The organism is Clostridium sulfidigenes, from assembly GCF_000732635.1.
GTDB lineage: Bacteria > Bacillota > Clostridia > Clostridiales > Clostridiaceae > Clostridium_J > Clostridium_J sulfidigenes.
Map to the genome: position 1 here is coordinate 59,388 of NZ_JPMD01000014.1, position 25,323 is coordinate 84,710.

The window sequence follows — 25,323 nt, forward strand, 5'->3', positions numbered from 1 at the left end:
ATGGATAAAAGAAAGGGGTATAGGTATAGTAATAAAAAATAATAAGGGGTGCATAAAATGATAGAAAAGGGCTTAAATAATTTTTTTTGGGGATTCTTGTTTATATCTTTAGACTTTAGAATTTGTGGTTTTGATATACTCCCCGATGTAATTGGATTTATACTATTTGCTATGGCCTTTAGTCAGCTTAAAGAGCATAGCCAGCATTTTTCAAAGGCTTCAACATTAAATATCTTTACCATAATACTTTCTATTTTTTCAATATACGAAGTTAAAAACAATAACAGTGGTATCACCTTTGGAATTTTAGGACCATTTGGTATTCTTGTAGGATTAGCTTCCTTAATATTAACCTTATATGTAATATACAATTTATTCATGGGTATGAAAGAAATGCTTCACAATCATGATAAGCATGTGTTAGCTGAAGAAGCTGATAATAGATGGAATCAATATAAAGAATTAACTATTGCTACTATATTAGCTTTTATAGTAGTATTTATACCTGTAATAAATATCTTATATGTGTTAGCGATATTTATTTTTGGTATAGTTTTCTTAGTAAAAACCATGAAATATTTAAGTAGTTGTAAAGATAGCTTTATTACCTCATAAAATTTCTTAATAAAAAAGTATTTGTTAACACCTTGATATCTGTAAACAACTTATATATTTAGTCTTAAAATCATTCACTATTCTTTATAAAGTGTTGAGCATGTAATTTAGTATTATTGCTAGTACATGCTCAATATTTATTAAAATCCTATGATTTTCTTCGCACATTCTTAATCACAAATCCACTTTTAGGTAATGTAGGCATTCTTACTAAACTATAAGTTAAATCTTGATCAGGAGTTTCAAACTCAATTTTGTTAACAAGAAAATCAAGGTATGCTTTCATTATTTCCATAGTGATATTCTCTCCAGGGCAGCGATGTCCCTTAAAGGGATTACCTCCACCTTGAGGTATGAAATTAAATAAGTTATCCTCCCATTCCTTAAAACGCTCTGGGCAAAACTCATAGGGTTTATCCCAAATTCTAGAATCGTGATTCGTGCCATATACATCAAGTAATACAAGCATTCCTTCTTTAAATTCATAATTACTCCAATTGAAATCTTTTTTTACTATCCCACCAAGAAAAGGTGTAAATGGATAGTAGCGGCGCACCTCTTGTATGAACATTTCAAGATAATCACTACCACCTTTTAATAGCTTATCTTTATATTCTGGATGTTTATATAGAGCTAAAGCTGTAAATGTAATAAAAGTTGAAATAGCAACAATGGGTCTTAGTACGTTTATAAGTTCTATTGCTGCCATTTCGTCACTAAGTTCTTTACCCTGAAGATCTTTATGAAAAGCCATTGAATAAAGTGCTGAATCTTCTTCTACCTTTAGCTTGTAAGATCGTACATCTTTTATTATACCAACTATCCACTCTTCAGCTTTATTTCTTGCAATTCTGCCTTTCCAGTGACGTGGTCCAACTGCTCCAAATGCATCAACCATTGCACTAAAATCCTCAGCTCTCTCTTTAACATCAGATTCTATTAGCGGAACTCCAGCCCACTTGCATGCAACTCTACATAAAATCTCTTTAGATTCTTGAAAAAGTATGACTTCATCATTGACTTTCCACTTATCAATACTAGCTTCCAAATCCTCTGATACAAGTTTTGCTAATTGTTCCCCATTGAATGGTGTCATTAAGGCCATGAAAAGTTTCTTTCTATGAAGATGTTCTTCTCCATCCATTGTTTGAATGGCATTCATACCAAATAATGTTTTTTGTACTCGTTTGGGTAATGCATTATTTTTTTTAAATCGTTCTTGGTCATAAAATATTTTTGCTCCTTCTCCCCCACTAATGCAAATAACTTTTTTTCCTAATAGTCGAGTCTCAAAAATATTAGTCTTATACTGATCCATTCTATTTTTTATAAACATATATCCTTCCCGAGATAAATTAAAAAAACTCTCTATATCTTTATCTTTTTTATCAACTTCATCTATTATCATCTACTATCTACCCCTTTCTATCCACCTATATTTCCCACACTATCTAAAAATATTCGTGAAACTAAAATTCAATAGATTTTTATTTAAAAATTATAAAGCCAATGCTTAATTAAAAATCATAAGCACTGGCTTTTTACTATAACTATTAGTGTACATTAAAGATAAATATAAAGATATACACCTATGTAGTTTGGGTGGGTATCTTTATATATTCCTATTTATTTATTTCTTCTGAAATATGAGTTTTCTTTCTATATTCTTTTGTAGCTAAAAATGGCAAATAAATAACACTAAAAATCACAAGTGAAATTATGACATCTTGCCACCTAATAACAGCATTTGAACCATCTGCACCAAAGAGTAGAAAACCAAGATTATTGTTTAAATAATGTATCATGGACACAGCCCAAATATTTTCCGTCTTAAGATATACATAGCCAAAGAAAACAGAGTAACATATACAAACTATAAGCTGAGTAACTATGCTATAAAAAGACGTATCTGGACTATAATAAAATAAATTTATTGGGAAATGCCAAAGTCCCCAAATTACTCCAAGTAAAAGTACACCCCATCTTTTACCAAACTTATCCTGAAGTACTGGTTGTAAGAAATACCTCCATCCGTATTCTTCTCCAAAGAAAAGAAAATAAGTAAATAAAAAATTTAATGGTAAAAGCAGAAGTAATTTAAAAATAGTCGGATACTTAAGGTATGTAAAAAAATCATCAAGGGATCCACTTATAGCACAGGATATTAAATTTGCTAATAAGTAAAGTACAACAAAAATAAGAATATAGAATAATGATTTCTTACCATTCTTTTTTATGCTAAGTCCAAATTCTGCCCTGGTTTTGCTATCTTCAACACCCAGCATAATAAGTCCCAGAAAACTTCCTGCTGTGACTAATATTCCAGCTACAATCTCTGGCTCACCATATCCAGTAAAGGTCTGTATAGAAAGTATAATTACTGATGCCATTGAGAAAATTAAAAATACTCCAAAAAACTTTTTAGGTGCCCTGGTTCTTATTTCCTTGTTACATAAGAATGCCAACACAACTCCCATGGCTGGGTAATACATTTGTACAAGGGGAAATGCACCTACAGCCCCTTTAGAATATGCAAAAGCCATTAAAAATCCCATTAGTGCTGTCATTCCAAAACATACTATAAAGAATATAATAACAGTACCTTTGCCACTGTGTTGCTTATCCAAATTTTCCATAAATACTCTCCTTATATTTATTACTGTTATACTAAGATAAGTTATATGAATATTTATGTAGTTTCATAATATAACTAAGTTTTTACCTCATATAACTAAGTTGCTAAATTAAAATATAATAAATAAAAAACATAAATATTCAACAACTTCATTATATCAAAATTACTAAATATATACAAATCATGGTATTTGCTTTAAATTAAAATACAACATTATAGGATTAATTTACCATAAAAAAATATATTGTACATTAAACTAAAATATGATATTATAATCTCACACCAAGGAAATGACTAATAAATAAAAAGTTAAATTTCTGGAATATGCGTTAAGCTCTTATTTTGAACCTACATTTAATTTTAGGGAGTTCAATATTTAAATGAGGAAATGTACCTTCTTGTGAGTCCTTTTCACGGCATTGAGGGCGATTGAGACATCTGTGAGGACACCCACCTATCGTGAGATAGGCTTCAAAATTAGAGTACCGGTATTTTGGATTTTATATTAAAATTAAAGCCAAGCTTATAGTCTTAAGCGTTGGCTTTTTGTTTTAATCCGATGACTACCAGCTCTAATACTTCCATCTTCTTCAAAATGGGAGTAAAGAGGAGTTACGTCCCTGGATAATGATTTCTACAACTTTTCACTAATATAATTATAGTTACCTATAGTTATTAATTTAAACTTACCCACAATTCCATAGCTTCATCACGCTTACTACTTAACTCTTCTTTTTTGCAGTATAACTTATTAAGCTTTTCATAATCTAACTTGTCATCAGTCATGGCAACATCAATATCCTTTATTTCATTTTCAAGGCCTTCAATAATTTTTTCAACCTTAGCCTTTTCCACTTCCTTCTGTTTATCCTCATCAACCTTTTTAGGTTTCTTAACTTTTTCAGGTTTTACCACGGGCTCTTTAATTTCTTGTAGCTTAAGCTGCTCTTTTACATTTTTATAATAATCATAATTTCCAGGATAGCTTTTAAAACCATTGTCTTCAATGGCAATTACTCTTTCACTTATTTTATTAATAAAATATCTATCGTGGGATATGAAGAATATAGTTCCTTTAAAGTCTTCTAGAGCTTCTTCAAAGTTTTCTATGGAGTCAATATCAAGATGATTAGTAGGCTCATCTAGTATCAATAAATTTACATCTTCATATAATAGCTTACCAAGCTTTAGTCTTATTCTCTCTCCCCCAGATAAATGCTTTACTTTTTTAAATACGCTATTCCCATAAAACATGAACTTTGATAGATATTCACGTGCTTGCCCTTCAAGTATTGAAATATCTTCTCTGAAGCACTCTAGTACAGTAAACTCCTCATTTTTAAAGGTGATTTTCTGCGGTAAATATGCCGCCATTACATTAGCACCTAATTCCACTGCACCAGAATCTGGCATTTCTTCATCTAAAAGCATTTTCAAGAAAGTAGTTTTACCACTACCGTTTGGGCCAATTAATGCTGCTCTTTCACCGAAATGAATCAATAAATCTACATCTCTTAAAATAACATTATCATCAAAAGATTTAGAAAGCCCTTCAGCTTTAATTGTCTCATTACCAGATCTTTCACCATCTTTAAAGTTAAGCTTCATATTCTTTCTTTCAAACTTCGGTTTTTCAGTTCTTACATATTGACCTCTGGTTCGATAAAATTTATTACTTTCGGTATCACTACTTTTCATTTTATCAAGCTTTTTTTGTAGACTAGCAGCTCGTTTAAAGAATTTATTATTATCTACCCTAGCTGCCCAATCCCTTAACTCCTTTATAGCGTTCTGTACATTCTTAATCTCCTTTTGCTGCTCCTTATATTGGTGAAATTGTTCAAGGATATTCTCTTCTTTTTGCTTTGAAAAATCAGAATAATTTCCTTTATAAGTCTTACTTTCCATATCCTCTATTTCTATAATCTTTGTTACCACATTATCTAAAAAGTATCTATCATGAGATACAATAATTACAATACCATTGTAGCTTTTAAGATAAGCTTCAAGCCATTCAGTTGACTCCATATCCAGATGATTTGTAGGCTCGTCTAGTAGTAATATATCTGGGTTATCTATGAGCAGTTTGCCAAGGACAACCGTAGTTTTTTCACCGCCACTTAATAAATTAAACTCTTTATTTAAAAAGCTTTCATCTAATTTTAACCCCGTACAAATCCTACTTAATTTTTCTTCTGTATTGTATCCATCTTTAACTTCATATAATTCAACTAATTGGCTATACTGCTTTAAAGCTTTTTCTAAATTATTATCTTCTAAAAACTTCATTCTTTCTTCTAATTCACGCATTTTATTCTCTATGCTATAAACTTCTTCAAAAGCTAATTTTAGAACATCAATAACCTTTATGCCATCTTCATACTTAGGAATTTGCTCAAGGTATGCACAAGTAGCTTCTCTAGGCTTACAAATAAAACCTTCATCATATCCTGGACTTGTAGCTCCCGGATACCCAATACAATAATTCATTGGTAACACTCCTGCTATTAACTTAAGAACAGTACTCTTTCCACTTCCATTAACCCCTACTATACCAACTTTTTCTCCTGAATAAATCTGAAAGGATATATTTTTAAGAACAAGAGTTGCATCCATATATTTTTTTACACCATTTAATGTTAATTCGAACATAAAAATTCCTTCTTCCATCCATAATTCTAATTATGCATTTCATGGATAGGCACAAAAACACCTTAATTATTATAACTTTTTATTATTTAAAAATAAAAAACTGTAAGAAGATGGTTTCTTCTTACAGTCAGAAATACTCTAATACTATTATAATTTACTTAAATAAGATATAGCTTAAAACATATTATTATGCTATATATCCCATTATATAACTCTTCAAAGCTTTTTCTCCAATAGTTAAAGCTTATTAAAATATTATAAATTATAGTATTTAATTTCAATAAAGTAAGTTACCTTCTAAATGCCTTATTCCATAAAGAGCACAACAATAAAACCTAAATATAATTAGGTAAATTAAAACTCATTATAAAATATATTAATTATTAAATTAAAATTAATATTAGCAAATAGCTGGTTTCATAACTTACTTCCTCCTCTTGGCGTTTTTTTTTATTATACCATTTTTAATATATTATGTAAATACATTTAAAAATTGTATCAACATAGCTATTTAAATCCACCAATTGAAGACCTATACTATGATTTTTTGCGCATTTTCATGGGTATCATCATATTCTTCTCTAAGTAGTGAACATATATATCTATCAACTAGCTTCCCCTTATTTTTAACACTTTTTCTCATTAATCCTTCTACTTGAAATCCTAAACTAGTTAATAAAGCTAAAGATCCTGTATTCTCCTTTTGTAAAGTTGCATATATCCTAGTTAACTTTAGTTCCTGAAATGCATACCTAATAAGCATTTGTGCTGCTTCTTTGGTATAACCCTTATTCCAAAATTTTTTTCTTATCCAATATCCAATTTCTCCATTTTCATATTGATAATTAATATTACTTAAGGAAACAACTCCTATAAAGTCATCTGTATTTCTATTGAAAATACCCAGTTCTATGCAAGAATCATCTTTTATAGAATTTAAGTACTTTATATAGCTTTCAGCATCTTCTAAAGTATATGGGTATGGAACTTCATGCATATATTTTGTCTGCTCAAAATCATTTATGTTTTCTTGAAGGGTCTTTGCATTAACTTTGGTTGTAAGTGTTTCCAAATAAATTCTTTCACCTATTAACAAAAGCTTTCTCACAACAACTACTCCTTTTAAAATTATATTTTTAGGTAAATTACAACTTTACCTAATTATAACTCAATATATAAAAAATTCAATAACTAAATATGCGTTCTTATTATAACTCTTTAAAGTGAACAACATTATGAACTAGTATAGGCTGCGTATTAAACTTAAAACTCTAAAAACTTGCCACCATATTAATTTATGGTGGCAAATCATATTTTTAATTATATCTAAATAACTTAAATCTGCAAAACGTTACCATACATTATACCCTATACAGAATACTAAATCCTTTTATTTGCGGAACCATCATTTAAAATATCTTGAAATTTGATTCCACGAGTTGGTGGAGGATGTGGACAACTCAAACCAGTGAAGGAAACTAAATCAATTTCCAAAGTTGAACTTGCCGGAACGCTAAAGAGTACTCTTGCTGCTGTTGCTTCTGGTGGTGCAGGTTCAGTTACACTGGCAAATAAAGTCCATATAAGAGTATCTTGGCCAGTTCCAATCTGTTTGAACAATGCAAATTCAGGAATTACAAGACTGGTACCTAGTCCAATCTCCCTCTTTTCTGAGTTAAGCCAGATTACTTCAGCCAATGCATCAGAATCTATTAGTCCCTGAGCACCAAAGGTTAACAAGTAACAGCACCCAGCCCCTTCTATATTAACATCTTGGAATATATAAGCTGAGTTGCCAGCTCTTGCATGCCATTCACCCTCAAATTCATCTCCACTAGTTGTGGATATTACATTTTCAGAAGTCCAATTGTTTAAATTATCTTCAAAGCTTGGGTTTAACAGCAAGTTAGGAGTTTTTACCATAGTTAAAATAACATTATCTACAAGGGTTGATATATTAGGAGCAGTTCCCTCAAAGGAAACACGAGCTATGGTTGCACCTACTGGAGCTGCTATACCTGTAGCTATTGCATAGGTTTTCCATCCTCTTTGATTCAAAGTATTAGCTGGAATCAACAGATTTAGCCCTAACCCAAGAGAACCAATGTTATTACGGTAATCCACTTTTACCACTAAATCAGAGCCAACAGTTCCTCTGCGGACAGCAAAGCTCAATAGATAGGAAGAGTTCGCTGGCAAGCTACTTATTGGAACATCTTGGTAAATATTTCCAATTCCACCACTGTTAAGAACTGCATTGATTGTTCCTTCATATGATTGTAATCCACTAGCCACTGAATTAATGCTTGTCCAGTCGAACAGCCTTTCCTGAAAACCTGGATTCGTTATAAGGTTGATATCCTCCACAGGAGCTAAAATAATATTATCTAATATAATGGGATTATCACCAGTAACTAAAGCTGCTTTACTGAATTGAAGTCTAGCTCTTACTGCATTTGATGGTGGTCGATCAGTGACCTCAACATAGGTTAATCTATTATCATTATCAACTAGCATAGTAGTTGGAATTAACAACCTCAGCCCTGTTCCTATAGGATTACCTGAACTATTCTGCCAGATAACTTCAACAACAAGGCTGCCTCTACTAGGTCTTATTAAATTATCATACAAAGAAAGGGCTGAAAAGCTTAAAAGTAATGGTCTATTTCCTACTTGTGGCAGTATAACATCTTGGTAAAGACTTGAAATTCCTGTATTCATTAAAGCCGCTTGCGTCCCTTCAAAGGCTAAACGACTTTCCAAGCTGACATTATTAATGCCCCATCCGCCTAGACCAACTTCAAAGCTGGAATTTTGTAATAAATTACACATAGAAATCCTCCTTTAAAAGATTACTCTATATTATATATATGTGTAATTTAAGAATATGCTCTATATTTAGGCTAAGTTTTATACCGTGTTGAAGTAATATATAAATTTATAGGGCGAATAAAAATTCACCCTATAAGTCTAATGTAAGAAATATTCATAATAAGCACCTTGGAATAGTAAAATTATTTCACCTAAAACCCCTACACAAAAAAATAGGAAATAATAGGTTGCAGTTGATATATCTTTGTTAAATAGCTCCCTAAAAGCTTGAATAATCAATCGTTCAAATTTAAACCAACTTAGGATCCAGCCAATAGTAAGAAAAGTAATGATTGCCATATATATTAACCTCCTTCATATTCATATTTTGTCACTCATAAGACTCTCAAGCAATTATATATTATTATTCTTAAAATATCAATTTGAGGAATCGCTACCATTGAACTATGCTTAGGAGAATTTTTAAATCTTTGTACTTAAGATCTTAAAGTATATAAAAGTATACTTTTATTACTTATTATAATAATTTCTATAAAATGTATGTTATATATAATAAGCACCTTGCAAAGAGATGCACAAGAATCAAATACTCTTCCTCATCTTTAAGCTAGAAATTATGTACTAATCTATTTTTCAGATCACTTAAAATAGGCTTATTGCAGGGTGTAATTTCCTTAGGTAAGTTATTTATATCAAAGAATTTTAATTCCTTACCTTCAATTCCATCAACTTTCACAGTTCCGCTAAATCTATTTGTTATATACACAATACTAATAAAATATACTTCGTTTCCATCAGGATAAATCCAATGTTGTTCTTCTCCAGAATAAACATTAAATAGACTAAGCTCTTCCACCACTAAATTGGTTTCCTCAAAGACTTCTCTTTTTGCTGCTTCCTCTGTAGTTTCACCTAGAACCATGGCACCGCCTGGAATACTCCATTTATTATTATCAGTTCTTAGTTGTAGTAGTACCCTATTTTTTTCATCTACTATAATAACTCCAGCTGATGGTAGGTGTCCTACCAAATTTATTAAATTTGACATACTATAATTCCCCATTTCCAATCAAGTTCATCTATCATGCTCAATATAGATACTTTACAATTACTTTTCTGTAGAAAATTACGAGCTATAATTATTATAAAATTCATTCATATATGCCCTCTTGTCTTTATCCAGCTACTAATGTCACTTTCAAAAATATAAAACCTCTGAAACCCGCATGGCGACAACAACTATTTTAATAGTTAAATAGGTTTATATATTCATAGTTAAATAGTTATCTATATACATTTTTACCTATGTTAATAGTTACGTATATACCTAGATGTATTCTAAATTAGGTAAAAGTATAATTTTTTTATTTTAATATCTCCAATTGACTTATAGACAAGATAAGAAAAATACGAACTAAAGTATTATTACTAAAATAAGTCCATTTCAAATTCAATTTCATGTTTTAAGGGTATATCAAAATTACCAAGTAAAGGAATAGATGGTTTTAACTTTCTTGAAATATCTAATGCATTATGATAAAGTTTTGCCATATCAAATCCAAGTTTTTGGTAAAAGCGCAGAGCGTTTATATTATCATTTGTTGTAATCAATTTTATTTTAGTGCATTCATTATCTTTTGCTATTTCAATAACTTTGTTTACAAGGGCAGTTCCAATTCCTTGCTTTTCCATCAAACTATCTAAAGACATAATCTCACATTCAGTACCCTTAATTTTATATGTCATTAATCCAATAATTTTTTCTCCTTCGTATGTAACAAAACCATCAAGAATTGTCATATCAACCACTTCTCCTCTAACAACCATGACAGTAGAAAACCAATGGGAATTAATAAACTCATTTATTTGTTCCCTGTTTTCAGACGATATTATTTTTATATCCATACTTTTATTCTCCTCTTTATTTTCAATGTATATATAGCCATTTCTTACAATTTTCATTTACATATATAGTAATACAAACTTATTGTAGCATAATTGCAATAAAATGTATGTATATGCTAAAAGCATCTCATTAAAGTATTATATAAATAAGATATATTAAATTCAACGAACATACGTGTATATTTTCTTGTAAAATATCAATACTTTAGATACAGAGTTAAAGCCTAAACAAAGTCCTTTAATTAATGCTAGTAATTTAAGATAACACACTTGGAAGGATTAATAATATTGATTATACCTAACAAAAGAAATATTTATAAAAATCAAGTGGCTAAATTCCTTTGGAAGTAGCCACTTAATTTTCGCATTAGCTTTTCCTTATATATTCAACCAAAGATATTTCAGTTATAAATGAAAACATATTTTGAAAATTGTAAGATGAACAGCATGCCATTTGAGCGACAACATTCATATCAATTTCACTCAATAGATTATTCTCAACATAGTCCAATGCACAATTCATTCTTTTAAGCCAATCCATAAGATAACTTCCTTTCAACTAAAAGTATACTAAAGAAAAAAATTAATGTCGCAACTATTCTTGTACAGAAAATGTTTAGTTTGTTATATTAGAACTATATTAGTGATAAAAGCTATCTGCTAGCTCTATTCTCTCACCTGTGAGGGGATTTATTGCAAAATATCTTAGATTGTCATTAATGATTATTTCATAATAGTAGAATTTATTATTTATAAATAAAGATTTAGGGAAAGGTTTATGAAAAGGGGTGACATCAATTGTATAAACATTATCCGACTCAACTAAAAACTTCATACTATCATCTTTATTTAAGGATTCTTCTAAAATTGTTTTCCCTTCTACGTAGGTATATTTAGGTAATGCAGCAGGTATCGACATGGCAATTAATATACTAGAAATACTAATAATTATTGTAGATATCTTTTGTCTGTTGGTTATTTGAACTTTAGTATTATTACCAGTTAAGTTAAACCACCACAATACTTGAAATGGGATAAGTATTGTGAAAAATCCATAACTTATAACTGTATCATACTTAAAGAACACCATCACAAGAATTGAAATTTCAATTAAACACAATAAAATAACCCCTATTCTTATAAATAGCTTAGCTTTGAGATTTTTAAAGATATTCATAACTACCTCCACATATTATTCCCCTTAATTTTATTCGTTAGTGTAAAGTTTTTTAACTGAATATAATATGGAATTTTTTATTCAAGTTCAAATTTAATTCCTGTTGTAGTCTCCTGGGCTACATTAATCATATCTTCAGAAATATCAATTCCAATAACTTCAAAATTCATATTCTTTAATTTGGTTGCAAGTATTCCAGTACCACAAGCAATATATAACATGTAATATCCAACTATATTATATATGTTCATTGCATTAGAAACTAATTCTGCACACTTAATACTATCTTTACCCAATATTATTTATAAAACTTTGATAACTTCTCCTATATATTTAAGAATGTCCGTCAAATCGTCTGTATCAACTGCATACATTGCATTCTGTTGAACTTTCGGTGAGCTGTTTATTGCGATAGAGCCTCCACAGTATTGAAAAATTGGAATATCTGTTGAACCATCACCTACAGCAATGCATTCTTCGGGTTTAATCCTATTGTTACTACAAAAATCTTGTAAACACTCAATTTTTTGTTCCGCCCCAATATAATTAAGGATTTTTCCAGTAAATACTCCTTCAACTACTTCATAATCACTACCATAATAATAATCAAATCCCCAAATATCACATACAACTTTGGCCACTTGCTTTGGACCGACAGTAATAACAATACATTTAATATTTTGTTCATGTAATGCTTCAACTACACTCTTGATATTTTTTAAAGGTTTTGCAATCTCTAAAAAAGATTGAGCGATTTTACGTTCTTCAAGACCTAAAAGCAATTCTGATCTAAGGTAATCTGCTGATATATAGTCAAGCAGTCCTTTTTCTTCCTGTTCTTGAATGAGAGAGTGCTCTTTTTCTTTCCCATTTAAAATGCATGGCAACATAACGGAATGAATTTCTCTAATGAGAGTATCATCCAAGTCAAAACAAACAAGTTTCAAATTTTTCATTCTAAATACACCATCCTAAAATATAAGTTATACAATTGTAAACTTATTATAACATAATTACAATAATATGTATGACTATATATTAAAAAGCACCTCCTTTAAGAGATGCTTAAATGCAGTATCTAATAAAATTATCCATTAATATTGTTATGATATAGCCATACTTACAACTTCTAATTCCCATTGACCATTTTTATAGACAGCTTTATATTTTGGGAACACTGCTCCTAAGTTGCCAAACCAGGAAGTAGCTTCAACCACAGCTTTATTATTCTTAAATTGCTCTACTTTAATTGAAAGCATAGTCCCATTTAAAGTTCTTGCCATCATTCCATTGTCATCAAATTCAAAAAGTGATTTATCATCTTTAACATCCTCATACCAATATACATTTTCTGATAGACTTTTAAGTCCTTCAAGTACATCTTCCTTTGCCTTTTCTTCTATAAGTCCGTCTAATGTGTCTTTTTGTACAGCAATAAAGCCGTTTCCTCCATTCTCTATTTGGAAGGCTGCACTCATAACTGCAACATACAATTTAACCCGTTTAACCTCTTCTTCAGTATACTGATTATTATCATTCTGTATTGGGTTAGTAGTTTCCTTACAAATGGAAATACTTGTCTTTGTATGTGATACATATATAGCTACGACTATAGCTCCAATAATGCATAGAGCTAAAATTCCTATAATAATTTTTTTCATTGATGTTGACCCCTTTCATATATCTAATATTTAAACTTATACCATTAAATAAATCTAAACTATATACGAATTTAAAAGGCCACTAGTTCTCAATAGGTTACAATAACATATAATCTTTCATTACACTCCATCCTTGGCTAATGAATAATATAAGAATATTATTCATCTCATCCATAATTATACACGCCTACCATAACTAATTGACAATGAAATGTATGTATATACTAAAAACATCTCATTAAAGTGTAATCTAAGACGATATATAAAATTTAACTAGATTACTACATATCATCTAATGGATTACAATAATAAATCCACTCTGAGTCTTGATCTAAATAAGCACCATTAAAACTGTTAGCTAATCCTTTATAAAAAAATTCATTCATTTAATAATCTCTATTATACATCAATACTATTCTAACCTTACCCAATACCAAATTCAGATTTGATTTTTTTATACCTGTTTTTTTCATGTGGCTTTATTTCGAACAAAGGGTTATATAAACAATGCTGAAGTACATCAGCATCTTTTAAAACTTCATCAAATTCAGTGTGAACTAATTCTTTATTACTATGAACATAAATAGCATGGCAAATCAATTTAGTTTCATAATCATTTGTTATCCGTAATGATGTTAATATTTCTCTTGCCATGATAGAACCTTTTTGTGCATGCTCTTTTGTATCCATTTTAGCATAGGTATATATATCATGAAGCATACCTGTCATTGTCGCAAGTTCGGCGTTTACTCCACGCTTTAATGCAATTAATGTACAAGATTGAGCAACTCCATATAGATGCAAGTAAGCACATCTTCTTTCTTCAACATCTGTCATATTCAAAAGTATTTCATCAATATATTGTCTCAAGACCTCTATTCTGTTCATTATTGTTTTACACCTCCCGATATAAGTACTAGTTACTTAACATTTATTTCATGTAAATGCTCTTCTTTCAATTCTTTCAATTGTATTCCGACTTACTTTCACCTATTAACATTAGGATGCTGTACGATCTTGGGGTTCCAATAATTATTGTTATCAATAATAACATCACTTAGAATCTTAGGGTTATATTTTTCAATATATAATTTTTGTATAGGTATATACTTATTGTTATACTTTTCAATAACATTTTTACCAAGTAGATTTAAATCTCTCTTTGCCGCTCTTTCTAATACTTCATCAAAGGAAATATCTATAAATATTCGAAAATCAAAATATTGATTAAGCGGCTCTCTATAGAGCAGTACACCTTCAAAAAGCACAATAGTGTCTTCATCTATAACATATCTCTTATTATTGATAAACTCATCCGTTTCAAGATTTAGCAGTAAAAGCTCTTTATCTAATTTATTTTCAGTTACAAGAGGTTTCATAATCTCATTTTCGATTTTCGTAATATTAAATGCATTATTAAGATATGAAATGACAGGATTCTTTTCCTTGTTTCTTATCTTTGAAGGATTATGAAAATCATCTATAGAAATAGTATGACTTTTAAATCCAATCATAATAAGGTATCTGGCAAGTTCTTTTGCAAATGTTGATTTTCCAGATGCATCCACACCATTAATTCCCACTATCAAGGGTTTGTTTTTTTGCTTTCTATTGATAATATATCCTGCGATTTCTTTGTAAATTCCATTAATCTTTCTAATAATCCTGTAAATATCTGATGGATTACCTGCAATAAAATCTGAATTTTTATAGTCATCTCCACCATAGCCATATGATACACCTACAGATAAGCACCTAGCTACATCAGCTGCATCGAAGTCTATAGAAGTATCTCCAACTATAATGGCACTGCAGCTTGCATTTTCATCTAGTATTTGCTTTATAATTTGAAATTTTTCTAATCCTTCATCTCTTGACTTTTTAATTTGAAAATATTCCTCTATATTAAAATGAGATAATATTTTATTCATATATTCCCTGCTACCATTAGTGCAAATTCCTAATGTATAGCCTTCATTTTTAAGGTCACTTAACATAGTTTTAACGCCTTTATACAGCTGTGCTGATTTAGCAATTAACTTGTCCTCATAAGTTCTAAGCTCATCTCTAATACATTGAACTTCGTCATGACTCAAAGTTTCTCCAAATAACTCCCTACATATCGTAGATGAGGGTTTTCCTATAAGTTTAAGAAGTCTTTCTTTATCAATTGGTTCCATTCCTCTTGATATGCATGTATGATGTATAGCATCTATAAATACTGTATCTGTTTTAAATAAAGTACCGTCTAAATCAAAAATAATAGTTTTGTATGTATACATATTCTTCACCTCAATATAAATTTATAGTTTGCTTATCAATAATGCAGATATATACTCTTAAAATATTTCAAGGATATAACACGTACAATTTAAAAATACAGAAACATCCTACAAAAATGTAAGAAAAGCGAAATCGCTTATTGTTGTTTTTTACATTATTAGTATAAGAACTTATTGTTTAAAAGTTGATTTTTCCTTGCTATCAATAGTTACATTATTATTTATATTATTTTTTTCATCTTAATAAACTCAAACTCTCCACCATTTGTTTTTTGCATATACTTCTCTACAAACTGGAAGCCTATGTTCTCATATACTTTTATTGCTCGCTTATTAAATGAAGCAACTGCCAACATAATATAATCTTGCTTATACTCAAATTTTTTTATACCAAAGTCAATACCTGCAACTACAAATTCAGTTCCGATCCCTCTCCCAGTTAATTCAGGCTTTAGACCAAAACCTATCCACATAATACCACCTTCAAAGCAGTATGAGTAAAAAGCAACTAAATCACATTCATCATTAAGAATTGCGAAATAACGTCCTTCCCAATTATCTTCATTAAGAAATTCTTTTAAATCATCTTCGTCAGCTATCATGTCATAGAATGAATATACTCCATTATATTTCCAATTATATGCAATCTCATTTGCATATTCTTTATTCATAGGAATAAAAACATAATTCAAAATATCCCCTCCTCCTTTGCAAGTTGCTATGTAATATCTTAAAACTGTTAATTTACTACATCATCTAAAAATTGGCTAAATATCAAATTATTTAGTAGAATCAAACTATTATTATCACTTAATATTCACTCTTATTATTTAATGGGATAAATAGATGAATAATACAATTCTGATCAATTATATAAGTTTGAAATGCTGCAAATTATAACAGTTCTTTCTTAAGTCCAATAATTGAAAATGTAGTTTCACTATATTCTTTATCTCCCCAAACACCAATTATTCTATCAAAGCCATTACTTGTCCAAAAACGAAGGCCCTTCCAGTTCTTTAAGTGGACTCCAAGCCCTATTGATTTCCAACCTGAATTTTTACATTCTTGACAGATTGACTCAACAACTTCTTTGCCGTAAGAATTTCCCTGAACTGCTTTATCAATTAGAAAAATACTTATCCAGGTTGTTTCATTATTCGGATAACCATGATATAAATCAAAAAATCCTATAATCTCACCATCTGTTTTTTGTATTATCATAAGATAGTAATTAGATATATCAGCACCTTTAATTGGTGGTAAATCACCATTATTGATGCAATTTTCAATATATCCTTTAGGAAATACGTCACCCTCCAGAAGAATTTTATCTTCCCAAGAAGTACAGATACTATTCAAATCTTTTATATCATCAATTTTAGCCTTACGCATTGTAAGATTATTAATGTTCCAATTTTCAGAAATTTTCACTTTTTCCCTCCAATCACTATAAAACAAGTTCATATTTTTGTAAAATAGTTACTTATATTTGATTGTATTACCTATATTATAACATATTTGCCAACATGTATTAATCTGTTTTCAAAGAACAATTATATAAGAATGTATGGTTGGCATGGCTCTTGTTTATCTCATTATTTTCTTGAATTGCGAACTAAAAAATACCGTACATTCGTTTAAATAATACGGTATTATAAAAATTTATTTGATTTTATAGTTATTGAACCTTCATAAAATAACAGAGCCAAATAAGAAAATTAAAACTAATCGTGTAAATATCTTGTCAATGCGACTTGGTATTTACCGATTACATTTATGTACAGTTCGTGTAAAATATTTGCAATTATGTATTTATACCATGTATAATTAAATAAATGGATAATAATACATTTTTGCAAATTAATTTATATTTAATGGAGTATAGGCATGAAAATAGAAATTAAACAATTATCTTTGAATTGTTGTAGTGAAGAATATGAAATGTTACAAAACATAAAAAACAATGAGAATGGTTTTTCTAATCCAGTTTATGAAGAGTCATATGAAGAATATCTTTTATGGCTTCAAAAAGAAGATGATTATTCGAAGGGGAATAATTTACCTGATGGATGGATTCCAGAAACAACCTACTTCTTATACATTAATGATAAGCCTGTTGGTATAGGAAGAATTAGACATAGTTCAAGTAAGTATTTAGAAAGTATAGGTGTCGGTAATTTAGGGTATGCAATTAGTAAGCTATACCGTGGAAAGGGTTATGGGAATATCCTGCTTAAAGAATTATTAAAGAAATGTATCTCCTTTGGTTATGACGATATAAAGTTATTTCCATACAAAAATAAAATTCCAACTATTAAAGTAATGCTTAAAAATGGCGGACAGATAATTGATTATTTTGATGACGAAAAATATGTAATTACAATACAATTAAATATGTTAGGTGAATAGTCAGTGTAATCGTAAATAATTGTTGAAATTACATGTTTATGGGTATATGAATTGCATCAGGTCTTCTAGGAATATAAATAGTTTTAGACAAACTTATCTTATTAATGAAGGGGCGGATTATAATTGAGAATATATCTAGTTAGACATGGTCAGGATGATGGCAATTATAGAGGTGGATGGAGCAATTTAGGGTTAATAGAAGATGGCACTAAGCAAGCAAGATTATTAGCAAGCTTTCTATGGAAGAATAAAGAAAAGTATAATATTAATAAAATAATTAGTAGTGATTTAGTACGAGCTATCGAAACAACCATGGAAATTGAAAATATACTACATATAAAAGTGGAATATTCTAGTGATTGGCGCGAAATCAATAATGGAGAGTTGGCAGGAATGGATAATAAAGAGGCTTTAGAAAGATATCCTGGGCTTTTTTATAATACATTAGATATGAATGAGAGATATCCAGGGGGCGAAAGTCCTATTGAGTTTTACAATAGAATAAAGAGTTCTTTTGAATATCTTTGTAATAATATTTCTATGGAAACAGAGAAAGAAAATATAATGATTGTTACTCATGGTGGAGTCATAAATGTTTTATACTACATATTGAATAATTATGAGTGGACCAACAAGTCACCTAATTTATGCAAAACATCTCCTACTGGTATTCATAAGATTGAGTATATAGATGGAAATTGGAAAATAGTTATGAGTAATAATATTGAGCATTTACAGTATAATTAATATTGGATTAGGTAATATTTGCAAAAGAAAAAATTTTATCAAAGGCTTATAATTTAATGACTGAAAATGTGCCTTAAACCTACATTTTTAAGAATTTCATGGTACCTACAAAATAAGGAAAAGAGAACGTAATAGTATTAGGTGATAATAGAGTGTTTTGAAATTGTCCAATTGTATGTGAAGGGGGAATATAAGATGGATACAAGGTATATTATTTCAAGTGACGGAGCAAAGATTGCTTATAGTGTAGCTGGTAAAGGTCCTGCATTGTTATTGGCACATGCAGGCGCAGGACGTTATAATAGAAAGTTATGGAATGATACTAACTGGGTTAAAATTTTAAGTGAAAAATTTTTTTAATAATGCCAGATATAAGAGGATATGGTGATAGTGATAAATCAGAAGAACCTAGCTTTTATTCAGTAGAAAACATAATGGAAGACTTTAATAATATATTAAAAGATTGCAATATAGAGTCCTGCTATTATTTTGGTTGGTCATATGGGGCGACAATAGGTTTTCAGATGTTAAAAAACAACAATAAAATAAAGAAAGCTGTATGTGCAGGTAGTTGTTTGGGAGATTATTTTTTTAAATTTGTTGCACCAAAGATGATAGATAAATATGAAAAATTTAATTATCATAAAAGAACAAATTCCCTAGATGAAGTAGATTTAACATATGAGGATAAGCTGTGGATTAAAGAAACAAACTTAGAAATATTAATCGCTCAATATAAAGTATGGCAAAATTGGCCTTGCATAACGCCAATGGATATTGATACCAAGTTAGCTATTTATTCCGGGACAAATGATAATAGTGAGTTGTTAGAACAGCTAAATTTTCAAAAAGAAGAATTAAATAAGCATAATATAAATTTAAAAATATTTAATGATCTAGATCATTATGGACTAATAAATAATGTGGATGTGGTATTACCTTGGGTGTTAAAACAGTTTAATGAATAACTTTAGTTCTACAAAATAAAAAGTTGAATTGGTATTATTATCAAAAATAAATATGGCATACTGACTTTTCCGTGTTAAATATAAGTTACGACACAAATATTACACCGGAGTTGGTCAGTATGCCAAATAAATTTACTAATCATATTGTATTCATTAATGATGAACTTTACAATTACTGTTTCTGTAGAAAATTACGGGCAATAACTATTCTAAAATCCATTCATATATGCACTCTTGTCGTTCTCCCTCTAGATACAGTTCATTATATGGTGGCAAATCTACTATCTCTTTAAGTTTAAGTCCTGTTTTTTCGCAAGTTTTTCGAGATGGGTAGTTCTCTGGATTGCAAGTTATTATAAGTCTATTCATTCCATGTGCAATTGCTACATCTTTGATAATTTTACAAGCCTTTGAAGCATAATTATTTCCCCTATAGTTTTCTTCAACTCTATAACCAATATGTCCACCATAATATAGATTTTCATTGTACCCGATTCGGATATCAATAGCACCTATACTATCATCTGAATCATGTAGAGTAATTCTATATTTATATGCAGGTACATAGCCTTTTTCCTCATTAGCTGGAGTTTTTTCATCAATCTTTAAATCAATCTCGCCATCAGTTAAGTAATCAAAATCTTTGAACTCAAACATCTATATTCCTCCTTTATTTTAATCAATTTTAGCCTTATGTATTGTAAGATTATTAATGTTCCAACATTCAGAAATTTCCATCTTTTTACTCCAATCACTATAAAATAAGTTCATATTTTTGTACAATAGATACTTATATTTGATTTTACATCCTATATTATAACATATTTTACAACATATATTAATATATTGTAAAAGAACAATTATATAAGAATATACGGTTGGCGTGTCTCTTGGTTATCTCATTATACATTTGAAATACAACGTAAAAAACACTGTAAAATTCAAATTTGAATAATACAGTGTTTTAATAAATCGCTCGTTTTTTCAGTTGTTACGTCAAATAAGAATAGTGTGAATTAGTTCACCTCTATACTTCAATCACTTTGAATTATTTTCTACTGCTGCTACTGCTTCGATTTCTACCAATTGATTTGCATATCCTAATACTGTAACTCCAAATAAGGTGCTTGGAACATCATGATTACCAAACTCTTTTATTATTGTTTCCCATGCAGTTACCAAATCTGACTGATTTTGAGATGCTACAAGAACTCTTGTATAAACAATGTCTTCCAAAGTTGCCCCACAGTCCTTCAGTGCTTCCTTCAAATTCTCTACACAAAGTTTTGCCTGAAGCTCATAATCACTCAAATTAGGTACTTCTCCATCTCTATTAATGGGACATGCACCCGCCAAAAATAATAAGTCCATTCCTGAAGGTATGCGTCCAGCATAAGCATAATCTACTGGAGCTAAATTTGTAGAATGAATTAATGATATTTTTTTATTCATTTTGACTCTCTCCTTTTGTTCTAATATCTACGAGAATAATTACAAATTCATTTTTAAAATGAATTTTATGTTCAATATCATTTTAAAGCTTCCATATTTTTTAAGAAAGATAATAATCGTTTCTATATCATCTTTTATACAAAAGCTACCACACATTACAAGAGTGGTAGCTTTTGATTACTTATCCTTTTTATATACAATTTTCTTAATACTACTATGTGAAAGGAAGAATTCTTCAGCAAGATTGCTAATTGATTGCCCACCTATATATTGGTTTAATATCTTTGCATTTCTAGCTTTTATATAATCTCGGCTTTTAGATTTTTCACCCCATCTTTTTCTCTTTTCAGGAGGGGAAGGGACATATATATATTCACCTTGAATATACTTTTGAATTTCTTTAACTAAATCATCTGGTAATATTCTATCAATTCTTACATATTTCATAAAGCTCACTTCCTTAAATTTATTATTTAATTAAGGAAACAAAGCCTGTATATGTATGAATTTATTTATGAAAAGCGACTAAAATCTATCTCTGTGCAAATTGTCGCCCAAACTCATACTTACAGACTTTGCACAGAGTATTTTAAGCATTTTTCTATCCATGAGATTAATATTCATGATATCACACTCCCTATTTGTATTAAGTCAATTATATTATTTATTAAGACGATACGCAATTTTTAAAGAACATAATTTATTATCTAGTTCGCAAATCCTACAAATTGCATAATATATTTGAATTACAAAACAAAAATACCGCATATTCATTTGAATAATACGGTATTTTAGATACGTTATTTAATTATATATTTGTTACGCTATTTAAGAATATTGAGATCTAAGAATTAATTTATTGCGCTGTTTTCATTGCTCTCATGGAGTTTAGTACCGCAATTAGTGTTACACCTACATCACCAAATACAGCCTCCCACATAGTTCCTAATCCAAGAGCTACAAGTACTAATATTATTGCTTTAATACCTAAAGCAAAAACAATATTTTGCATTACTATTGCTCTTGTTTTCTTAGCTATTTTTATTGCAGATGCAATCTTTGAAGGTTCATCAGTCATTATTACAACGTCAGCAGCTTCTATTGCCGCATCTGATCCAACACCACCCATAGCTATCCCAATATCTGCTCTTGCTAAAACTGGAGCATCATTTATTCCATCACCAACAAATATTAACTTGCCTTTAGAGGATTTTTCTTTATCTAATGCTTCTACTTTTTCAACCTTTTGATCTGGTAATAACTCTGAATATACTTCATCTAACCCTAATTGCTTGGCAACTTTAGTTCCAACAACTTTATTATCTCCTGTAAGCATAACAGTTTTTCTAACACCAATTTCTTTTAAAGCTTTAATTGCCTTAGCTGAATCTTCTTTCACTTCATCTGAGATAACTATATATCCTGCATACTCTTTATTAACAGCAACATGCACTACAGTACCTATTGTTTCAACTTGTGCATAGGATATATTTTCTTTATTCATTAACTTATAATTACCTGCTAAAACTTCTTTTCCTAAAACAGTGGCTTTTACACCATGTCCTGAAATCTCTTCATAATTTTCAATTGATTGATTATCTATTTCCTTACTATATGCTTTAACAATAGAAGTTGCTATTGAATGATTAGAAAAGCTCTCAGCAAAGGCTGCATAAGTGATAAGTTCGTCCCTTGATACATTGCCTTGAGGTTGTATTTCTGTCACCTTAAATACCCCCTTAGTTAATGTTCCAGTTTTATCAAATACTACAACTTCTACATTATTTAATGCCTCAAGGTAGTTTCCACCTTTAACAAGTATTCCATTTTTTGAAGCTCCACCTATACCACCAAAGAAACCAAGGGGAATAGATACAACTAAAGCACATGGGCAAGATACTACTAAAAAGGCTAATGCTCTATATATCCACTCTGAGAAGGTAGCTCCACTTATAAATAGTGGTGGTAATACAGCTAATGCTAATGCTGAGAAAACCACAGCAGGTGTATAATATCTTGCAAATTTAGTTATAAAGTTTTCTGTGGGAGCTTTTTTACTACTTGCATTTTGAACTAAATCAAGTATCTTAGCAATAGTAGAATCTCCAAATTCTTTTTCTACTTCTATAGTTAATAGTCCATTTTTATTAATAACTCCGCCTAGTATATTATCTCCTATTTCTACCTCTCTAGGAACTGATTCACCAGTAAGTGCAGAAGTATCTACCATAGAAATTCCTTCAATTACTTTACCATCTAGAGGAACCTTTTCCCCAGGTCTTACAACTATAATGTCACCTATATTAACCTCTTCTGGTGATACCTTTTTAATATCACTACCAATTTTTAAGTTCGCAAAATCCGGTCTTATATCCATTAATTCTGCTATGGATTTTCTTGAGCGATTTACAGCCATACCTTGGAATATTTCACCTAATTGATAGAATAGCATAACTGCTACACCTTCTGGGAACTCACCAATAGCAAAAGCTCCTATAGTAGCTATACTCATAAGGAAGTTTTCATCAAAAATTTGACCTCCTCTAATATTTTTCAGTGCTCTTAACACAACTTCTCCACCAACAAGGAGATAACTAACTAAAAACAATGATAACTCAACATAAAAATTAAATTTAAAAGCTGTAGCAATGGCAAAAATTGCTGCGCCAACTCCAAGTCTTACAAATTCCTTTTTGCTATTTTCATGCTCATGATCATGATTATGATCATGGGATCTTTGCTTTCTGTTCTGATTTCCTTCTTCAACATATACTTTTACATCGGGTTCAATCCTTTTAACAATTTGTTTAACCATTTCAACAATGTTATCTTTATCGCTATTGTTTTCCAATTCTAGAATAAGTTTTTGAGCTACAAAATCAACTATAGCACTACTAACATTAGTAATATTTTGAGATTCCTTTTCAATTTTTGATGCGCAATTTGCACAGCATAACCCCTCAAGAATTATCACTAATTTATTTGACTTTCCTATAGTCTTTTCCTTAACCTTTACATGTGATTCAATTTTGTTTATGGACTCTATAGATGAAGCAATTAACTCATTAACTTTACTTATTTCTTCTAATTCCATAGTTAAAGTTTTAGTGACAAAGTTTACTGATGCATTTGCAATTCCATCAATACTATTTAGCTTTGTCTCTATTTTTGATGCACAATGTGCACAGTCTAGCCCTTCCAAAATAAATTGCTTTTTTATTTCTCCAACGTTTTTCTTTGTCGCTGTTCTCAGTTCCATAATCGTATTTGATTTATTACTTGATTGAGATTTTATTTGTAATGATTTATCTTCTTTAACGTTAGGTTTTAAAACTTTATTACTCATTCCCATGCCCCCTAAATTCCTTATTTCTCATATAAATGTTCTAATCCTTGATCAAATATCCCCTTAACATGATCATCATCTAAGGAATAGTATACAACCTTACCTTCTTTTCTATTCTTAACCAACCTAGTTTGTTTAAGAACTCTCAACTGATGGGATATTGCTGATTGGTTCATTCCAAGTAGTGCCGCAATATCACAAACACACATTTCTGCTTGGAATAATGCACAAATAATTTTTATTCTTGTACTATCTCCAAAAACCTTAAATAAATCTGCTAATTCATATAAATCTTCTTCATCTGGAATAGTTTCCTTTACTCTCTTAATCACATCTTCATGGATAGTATTACAATTACAGGTATTAATTATTTCATTTTCGTTATTCATTTATATATCACCTCATCAGAATGTATGCACACATGTTCATATGTTTATATATTCAGTATATGTATCTTTTTCATATTTGTCAAATATTTTTATTATAATTTTAAAAATATTTTTCAAAATAAAAGAGGCTGTATATTTATGTTATATGAAAGATATCTAATACAGCATTATTCAATTTATAAAGATCATATTTTACTAATTGACTTGCATTATCTGCAAATTTAATAATATAACTAAATTGAGAAATAAA

At 29.8% G+C, this 25,323-nt stretch carries 27 protein-coding genes and 1 other RNA gene; 6 read left to right on the top strand and 22 right to left on the bottom strand.

The window, feature by feature from the left end:
* Positions 1–57 precede the first annotated feature (57 nt).
* Positions 58–615, top strand: coding sequence for a hypothetical protein (locus IO99_RS06170; protein ID WP_035131432.1), 558 nt, complete (start codon positions 58–60; stop codon positions 613–615).
* A gap of 148 nt (positions 616–763) precedes the next feature.
* Here IO99_RS06170 and cypC read toward each other — a convergent pair whose 3' ends face one another.
* Together cypC and IO99_RS06180 are read right to left on the bottom strand one after the other, a co-directional pair.
* Positions 764–2,023 carry a CYP152 family fatty-acid peroxygenase CypC gene (gene cypC / locus IO99_RS06175; RefSeq protein ID WP_035131433.1) on the bottom strand — a complete coding sequence of 420 codons (1,260 nt, stop codon included), beginning with the start codon at positions 2,021–2,023 and terminating at the stop codon, positions 764–766.
* Positions 2,024–2,237: 214 nt separating this feature from the next.
* Positions 2,238–3,251 carry a CPBP family intramembrane glutamic endopeptidase gene (locus IO99_RS06180; protein WP_035131434.1) on the bottom strand — a complete coding sequence of 338 codons (1,014 nt, stop codon included), beginning with the start codon at positions 3,249–3,251 and terminating at the stop codon, positions 2,238–2,240.
* Between the two features lie 310 nt (positions 3,252–3,561).
* Between IO99_RS06180 and ssrS the strand changes: the two genes are divergently transcribed.
* Positions 3,562–3,754, top strand: a non-coding RNA gene (gene ssrS, locus IO99_RS18685) — 6S RNA.
* A gap of 171 nt (positions 3,755–3,925) precedes the next feature.
* On the opposite strand, the gene abc-f is transcribed toward ssrS, so the two are convergent.
* From abc-f to IO99_RS06250, 15 genes are all read right to left on the bottom strand, one after another.
* Positions 3,926–5,902 carry a ribosomal protection-like ABC-F family protein gene (gene abc-f, locus IO99_RS06185; RefSeq protein ID WP_035131435.1) on the bottom strand — a complete coding sequence of 659 codons (1,977 nt, stop codon included), beginning with the start codon at positions 5,900–5,902 and terminating at the stop codon, positions 3,926–3,928.
* A gap of 532 nt (positions 5,903–6,434) precedes the next feature.
* Complete coding sequence (locus IO99_RS18330) at positions 6,435–7,010, bottom strand: GNAT family N-acetyltransferase (RefSeq protein ID WP_051823959.1); 576 nt, start codon at positions 7,008–7,010, stop codon at positions 6,435–6,437.
* A gap of 272 nt (positions 7,011–7,282) precedes the next feature.
* The gene (locus IO99_RS06195; RefSeq protein WP_035131436.1) at positions 7,283–8,734 is read right to left on the bottom strand and encodes a hypothetical protein; all 1,452 of its coding nucleotides are present in this window, start codon (positions 8,732–8,734) and stop codon (positions 7,283–7,285) included.
* A 138-nt stretch (positions 8,735–8,872) separates the two neighbouring features.
* Positions 8,873–9,073 (bottom strand): hypothetical protein, encoded by a 201-nt coding sequence (locus IO99_RS06200; protein ID WP_035131437.1) that lies wholly within the window; start codon positions 9,071–9,073, stop codon positions 8,873–8,875.
* A gap of 268 nt (positions 9,074–9,341) precedes the next feature.
* The gene (locus tag IO99_RS06205; protein WP_051823960.1) at positions 9,342–9,782 is read right to left on the bottom strand and encodes an NUDIX hydrolase; all 441 of its coding nucleotides are present in this window, start codon (positions 9,780–9,782) and stop codon (positions 9,342–9,344) included.
* A 380-nt stretch (positions 9,783–10,162) separates the two neighbouring features.
* A complete protein-coding gene (locus tag IO99_RS06210) occupies positions 10,163–10,639 on the bottom strand; it encodes a GNAT family N-acetyltransferase (RefSeq protein ID WP_035131439.1) in 477 nt (158 codons plus the stop codon).
* Between the two features lie 367 nt (positions 10,640–11,006).
* Entirely contained in the window at positions 11,007–11,180 is a 174-nt protein-coding gene (locus IO99_RS18990; RefSeq protein ID WP_156964300.1) for a hypothetical protein, read from the bottom strand.
* Between the two features lie 99 nt (positions 11,181–11,279).
* Positions 11,280–11,816 carry a hypothetical protein gene (locus IO99_RS06215; protein WP_156964301.1) on the bottom strand — a complete coding sequence of 179 codons (537 nt, stop codon included), beginning with the start codon at positions 11,814–11,816 and terminating at the stop codon, positions 11,280–11,282.
* A 77-nt stretch (positions 11,817–11,893) separates the two neighbouring features.
* The gene (locus tag IO99_RS06220; protein WP_035131442.1) at positions 11,894–12,112 is read right to left on the bottom strand and encodes a methyltransferase domain-containing protein; all 219 of its coding nucleotides are present in this window, start codon (positions 12,110–12,112) and stop codon (positions 11,894–11,896) included.
* Positions 12,113–12,118: 6 nt separating this feature from the next.
* Positions 12,119–12,772 carry an HAD family hydrolase gene (locus IO99_RS06225; protein ID WP_035131444.1) on the bottom strand — a complete coding sequence of 218 codons (654 nt, stop codon included), beginning with the start codon at positions 12,770–12,772 and terminating at the stop codon, positions 12,119–12,121.
* Between the two features lie 147 nt (positions 12,773–12,919).
* A complete protein-coding gene (locus IO99_RS06230; RefSeq protein WP_051823961.1) occupies positions 12,920–13,477 on the bottom strand; it encodes a hypothetical protein in 558 nt (185 codons plus the stop codon).
* A 423-nt stretch (positions 13,478–13,900) separates the two neighbouring features.
* The gene (locus IO99_RS06235; protein WP_035131446.1) at positions 13,901–14,365 is read right to left on the bottom strand and encodes an HD domain-containing protein; all 465 of its coding nucleotides are present in this window, start codon (positions 14,363–14,365) and stop codon (positions 13,901–13,903) included.
* 98 nt (positions 14,366–14,463) lie between these two features.
* The gene (locus tag IO99_RS06240) at positions 14,464–15,759 is read right to left on the bottom strand and encodes an HAD hydrolase-like protein (RefSeq protein ID WP_035131447.1); all 1,296 of its coding nucleotides are present in this window, start codon (positions 15,757–15,759) and stop codon (positions 14,464–14,466) included.
* A 221-nt stretch (positions 15,760–15,980) separates the two neighbouring features.
* On the bottom strand, positions 15,981–16,451 hold the full coding sequence (locus IO99_RS06245; protein ID WP_035131449.1) for a GNAT family N-acetyltransferase: 471 nt from the start codon (positions 16,449–16,451) through the stop codon (positions 15,981–15,983).
* Between the two features lie 202 nt (positions 16,452–16,653).
* Positions 16,654–17,193, bottom strand: a complete 540-nt coding sequence (locus IO99_RS06250) for a GNAT family N-acetyltransferase (RefSeq protein WP_035131451.1) — start codon at positions 17,191–17,193, stop codon at positions 16,654–16,656.
* A 456-nt stretch (positions 17,194–17,649) separates the two neighbouring features.
* Here IO99_RS06250 and IO99_RS06255 point away from each other — a divergent pair, with 456 nt between their 5' ends.
* The 4 genes from IO99_RS06255 to IO99_RS06265 all read left to right on the top strand — a co-directional run bounded on the left by IO99_RS06255 (position 17,650) and on the right by IO99_RS06265 (position 19,886).
* Positions 17,650–18,171, top strand: a complete 522-nt coding sequence (locus IO99_RS06255) for a GNAT family N-acetyltransferase (RefSeq protein WP_035131453.1) — start codon at positions 17,650–17,652, stop codon at positions 18,169–18,171.
* A gap of 123 nt (positions 18,172–18,294) precedes the next feature.
* A complete protein-coding gene (locus IO99_RS06260) occupies positions 18,295–18,918 on the top strand; it encodes a histidine phosphatase family protein (protein ID WP_035131454.1) in 624 nt (207 codons plus the stop codon).
* Positions 18,919–19,113: 195 nt separating this feature from the next.
* The gene (locus IO99_RS18995; RefSeq protein ID WP_156964302.1) at positions 19,114–19,278 is read left to right on the top strand and encodes a hypothetical protein; all 165 of its coding nucleotides are present in this window, start codon (positions 19,114–19,116) and stop codon (positions 19,276–19,278) included.
* A 2-nt stretch (positions 19,279–19,280) separates the two neighbouring features.
* Entirely contained in the window at positions 19,281–19,886 is a 606-nt protein-coding gene (locus IO99_RS06265) for an alpha/beta fold hydrolase (protein ID WP_035131455.1), read from the top strand.
* Positions 19,887–20,090: 204 nt separating this feature from the next.
* On the opposite strand, the gene IO99_RS06270 is transcribed toward IO99_RS06265, so the two are convergent.
* From IO99_RS06270 to IO99_RS06290, 5 genes are all read right to left on the bottom strand, one after another.
* A complete protein-coding gene (locus tag IO99_RS06270; RefSeq protein ID WP_035131456.1) occupies positions 20,091–20,543 on the bottom strand; it encodes a GNAT family N-acetyltransferase in 453 nt (150 codons plus the stop codon).
* 381 nt (positions 20,544–20,924) lie between these two features.
* The gene (locus tag IO99_RS06275; RefSeq protein WP_035131457.1) at positions 20,925–21,338 is read right to left on the bottom strand and encodes a RidA family protein; all 414 of its coding nucleotides are present in this window, start codon (positions 21,336–21,338) and stop codon (positions 20,925–20,927) included.
* 177 nt (positions 21,339–21,515) lie between these two features.
* Positions 21,516–21,785, bottom strand: a complete 270-nt coding sequence (locus IO99_RS06280; protein ID WP_035131458.1) for a CD3324 family protein — start codon at positions 21,783–21,785, stop codon at positions 21,516–21,518.
* A 409-nt stretch (positions 21,786–22,194) separates the two neighbouring features.
* Entirely contained in the window at positions 22,195–24,597 is a 2,403-nt protein-coding gene (locus IO99_RS06285; protein ID WP_035131585.1) for a heavy metal translocating P-type ATPase, read from the bottom strand.
* A gap of 107 nt (positions 24,598–24,704) precedes the next feature.
* On the bottom strand, positions 24,705–25,073 hold the full coding sequence (locus tag IO99_RS06290; protein WP_035131459.1) for an ArsR/SmtB family transcription factor: 369 nt from the start codon (positions 25,071–25,073) through the stop codon (positions 24,705–24,707).
* Between the last annotated feature and the right edge of the window lie 250 nt (positions 25,074–25,323).

Bases quoted from the DNA above. Each gene is read 5' to 3' on its own strand.
- IO99_RS06170 (WP_035131432.1), top strand. From the start codon at position 58: ATGATAGAAAAGGGCTTAAATAATTTTTTTTGGGGATTCTTGTTTATA.
- cypC (WP_035131433.1), bottom strand. From the start codon at position 2,023: ATGATAATAGATGAAGTTGATAAAAAAGATAAAGATATAGAGAGTTTT.
- IO99_RS06180 (WP_035131434.1), bottom strand. From the start codon at position 3,251: ATGGAAAATTTGGATAAGCAACACAGTGGCAAAGGTACTGTTATTATA.
- abc-f (WP_035131435.1), bottom strand. From the start codon at position 5,902: ATGTTCGAATTAACATTAAATGGTGTAAAAAAATATATGGATGCAACT.
- IO99_RS06195 (WP_035131436.1), bottom strand. From the start codon at position 8,734: ATGTGTAATTTATTACAAAATTCCAGCTTTGAAGTTGGTCTAGGCGGA.
- IO99_RS06200 (WP_035131437.1), bottom strand. From the start codon at position 9,073: ATGGCAATCATTACTTTTCTTACTATTGGCTGGATCCTAAGTTGGTTT.
- IO99_RS06205 (WP_051823960.1), bottom strand. From the start codon at position 9,782: ATGTCAAATTTAATAAATTTGGTAGGACACCTACCATCAGCTGGAGTT.
- IO99_RS06210 (WP_035131439.1), bottom strand. From the start codon at position 10,639: ATGGATATAAAAATAATATCGTCTGAAAACAGGGAACAAATAAATGAG.
- IO99_RS18990 (WP_156964300.1), bottom strand. From the start codon at position 11,180: ATGGATTGGCTTAAAAGAATGAATTGTGCATTGGACTATGTTGAGAAT.
- IO99_RS06215 (WP_156964301.1), bottom strand. From the start codon at position 11,816: ATGAATATCTTTAAAAATCTCAAAGCTAAGCTATTTATAAGAATAGGG.
- IO99_RS06225 (WP_035131444.1), bottom strand. From the start codon at position 12,772: ATGAAAAATTTGAAACTTGTTTGTTTTGACTTGGATGATACTCTCATT.
- IO99_RS06230 (WP_051823961.1), bottom strand. From the start codon at position 13,477: ATGAAAAAAATTATTATAGGAATTTTAGCTCTATGCATTATTGGAGCT.
- IO99_RS06235 (WP_035131446.1), bottom strand. From the start codon at position 14,365: ATGAACAGAATAGAGGTCTTGAGACAATATATTGATGAAATACTTTTG.
- IO99_RS06240 (WP_035131447.1), bottom strand. From the start codon at position 15,759: ATGTATACATACAAAACTATTATTTTTGATTTAGACGGTACTTTATTT.
- IO99_RS06255 (WP_035131453.1), top strand. From the start codon at position 17,650: ATGAAAATAGAAATTAAACAATTATCTTTGAATTGTTGTAGTGAAGAA.
- IO99_RS18995 (WP_156964302.1), top strand. From the start codon at position 19,114: ATGGATACAAGGTATATTATTTCAAGTGACGGAGCAAAGATTGCTTAT.
- IO99_RS06265 (WP_035131455.1), top strand. From the start codon at position 19,281: ATGCCAGATATAAGAGGATATGGTGATAGTGATAAATCAGAAGAACCT.
- IO99_RS06270 (WP_035131456.1), bottom strand. From the start codon at position 20,543: ATGTTTGAGTTCAAAGATTTTGATTACTTAACTGATGGCGAGATTGAT.
- IO99_RS06275 (WP_035131457.1), bottom strand. From the start codon at position 21,338: ATGAATAAAAAAATATCATTAATTCATTCTACAAATTTAGCTCCAGTA.
- IO99_RS06280 (WP_035131458.1), bottom strand. From the start codon at position 21,785: ATGAAATATGTAAGAATTGATAGAATATTACCAGATGATTTAGTTAAA.
- IO99_RS06285 (WP_035131585.1), bottom strand. From the start codon at position 24,597: ATGGAACTGAGAACAGCGACAAAGAAAAACGTTGGAGAAATAAAAAAG.
- IO99_RS06290 (WP_035131459.1), bottom strand. From the start codon at position 25,073: ATGAATAACGAAAATGAAATAATTAATACCTGTAATTGTAATACTATC.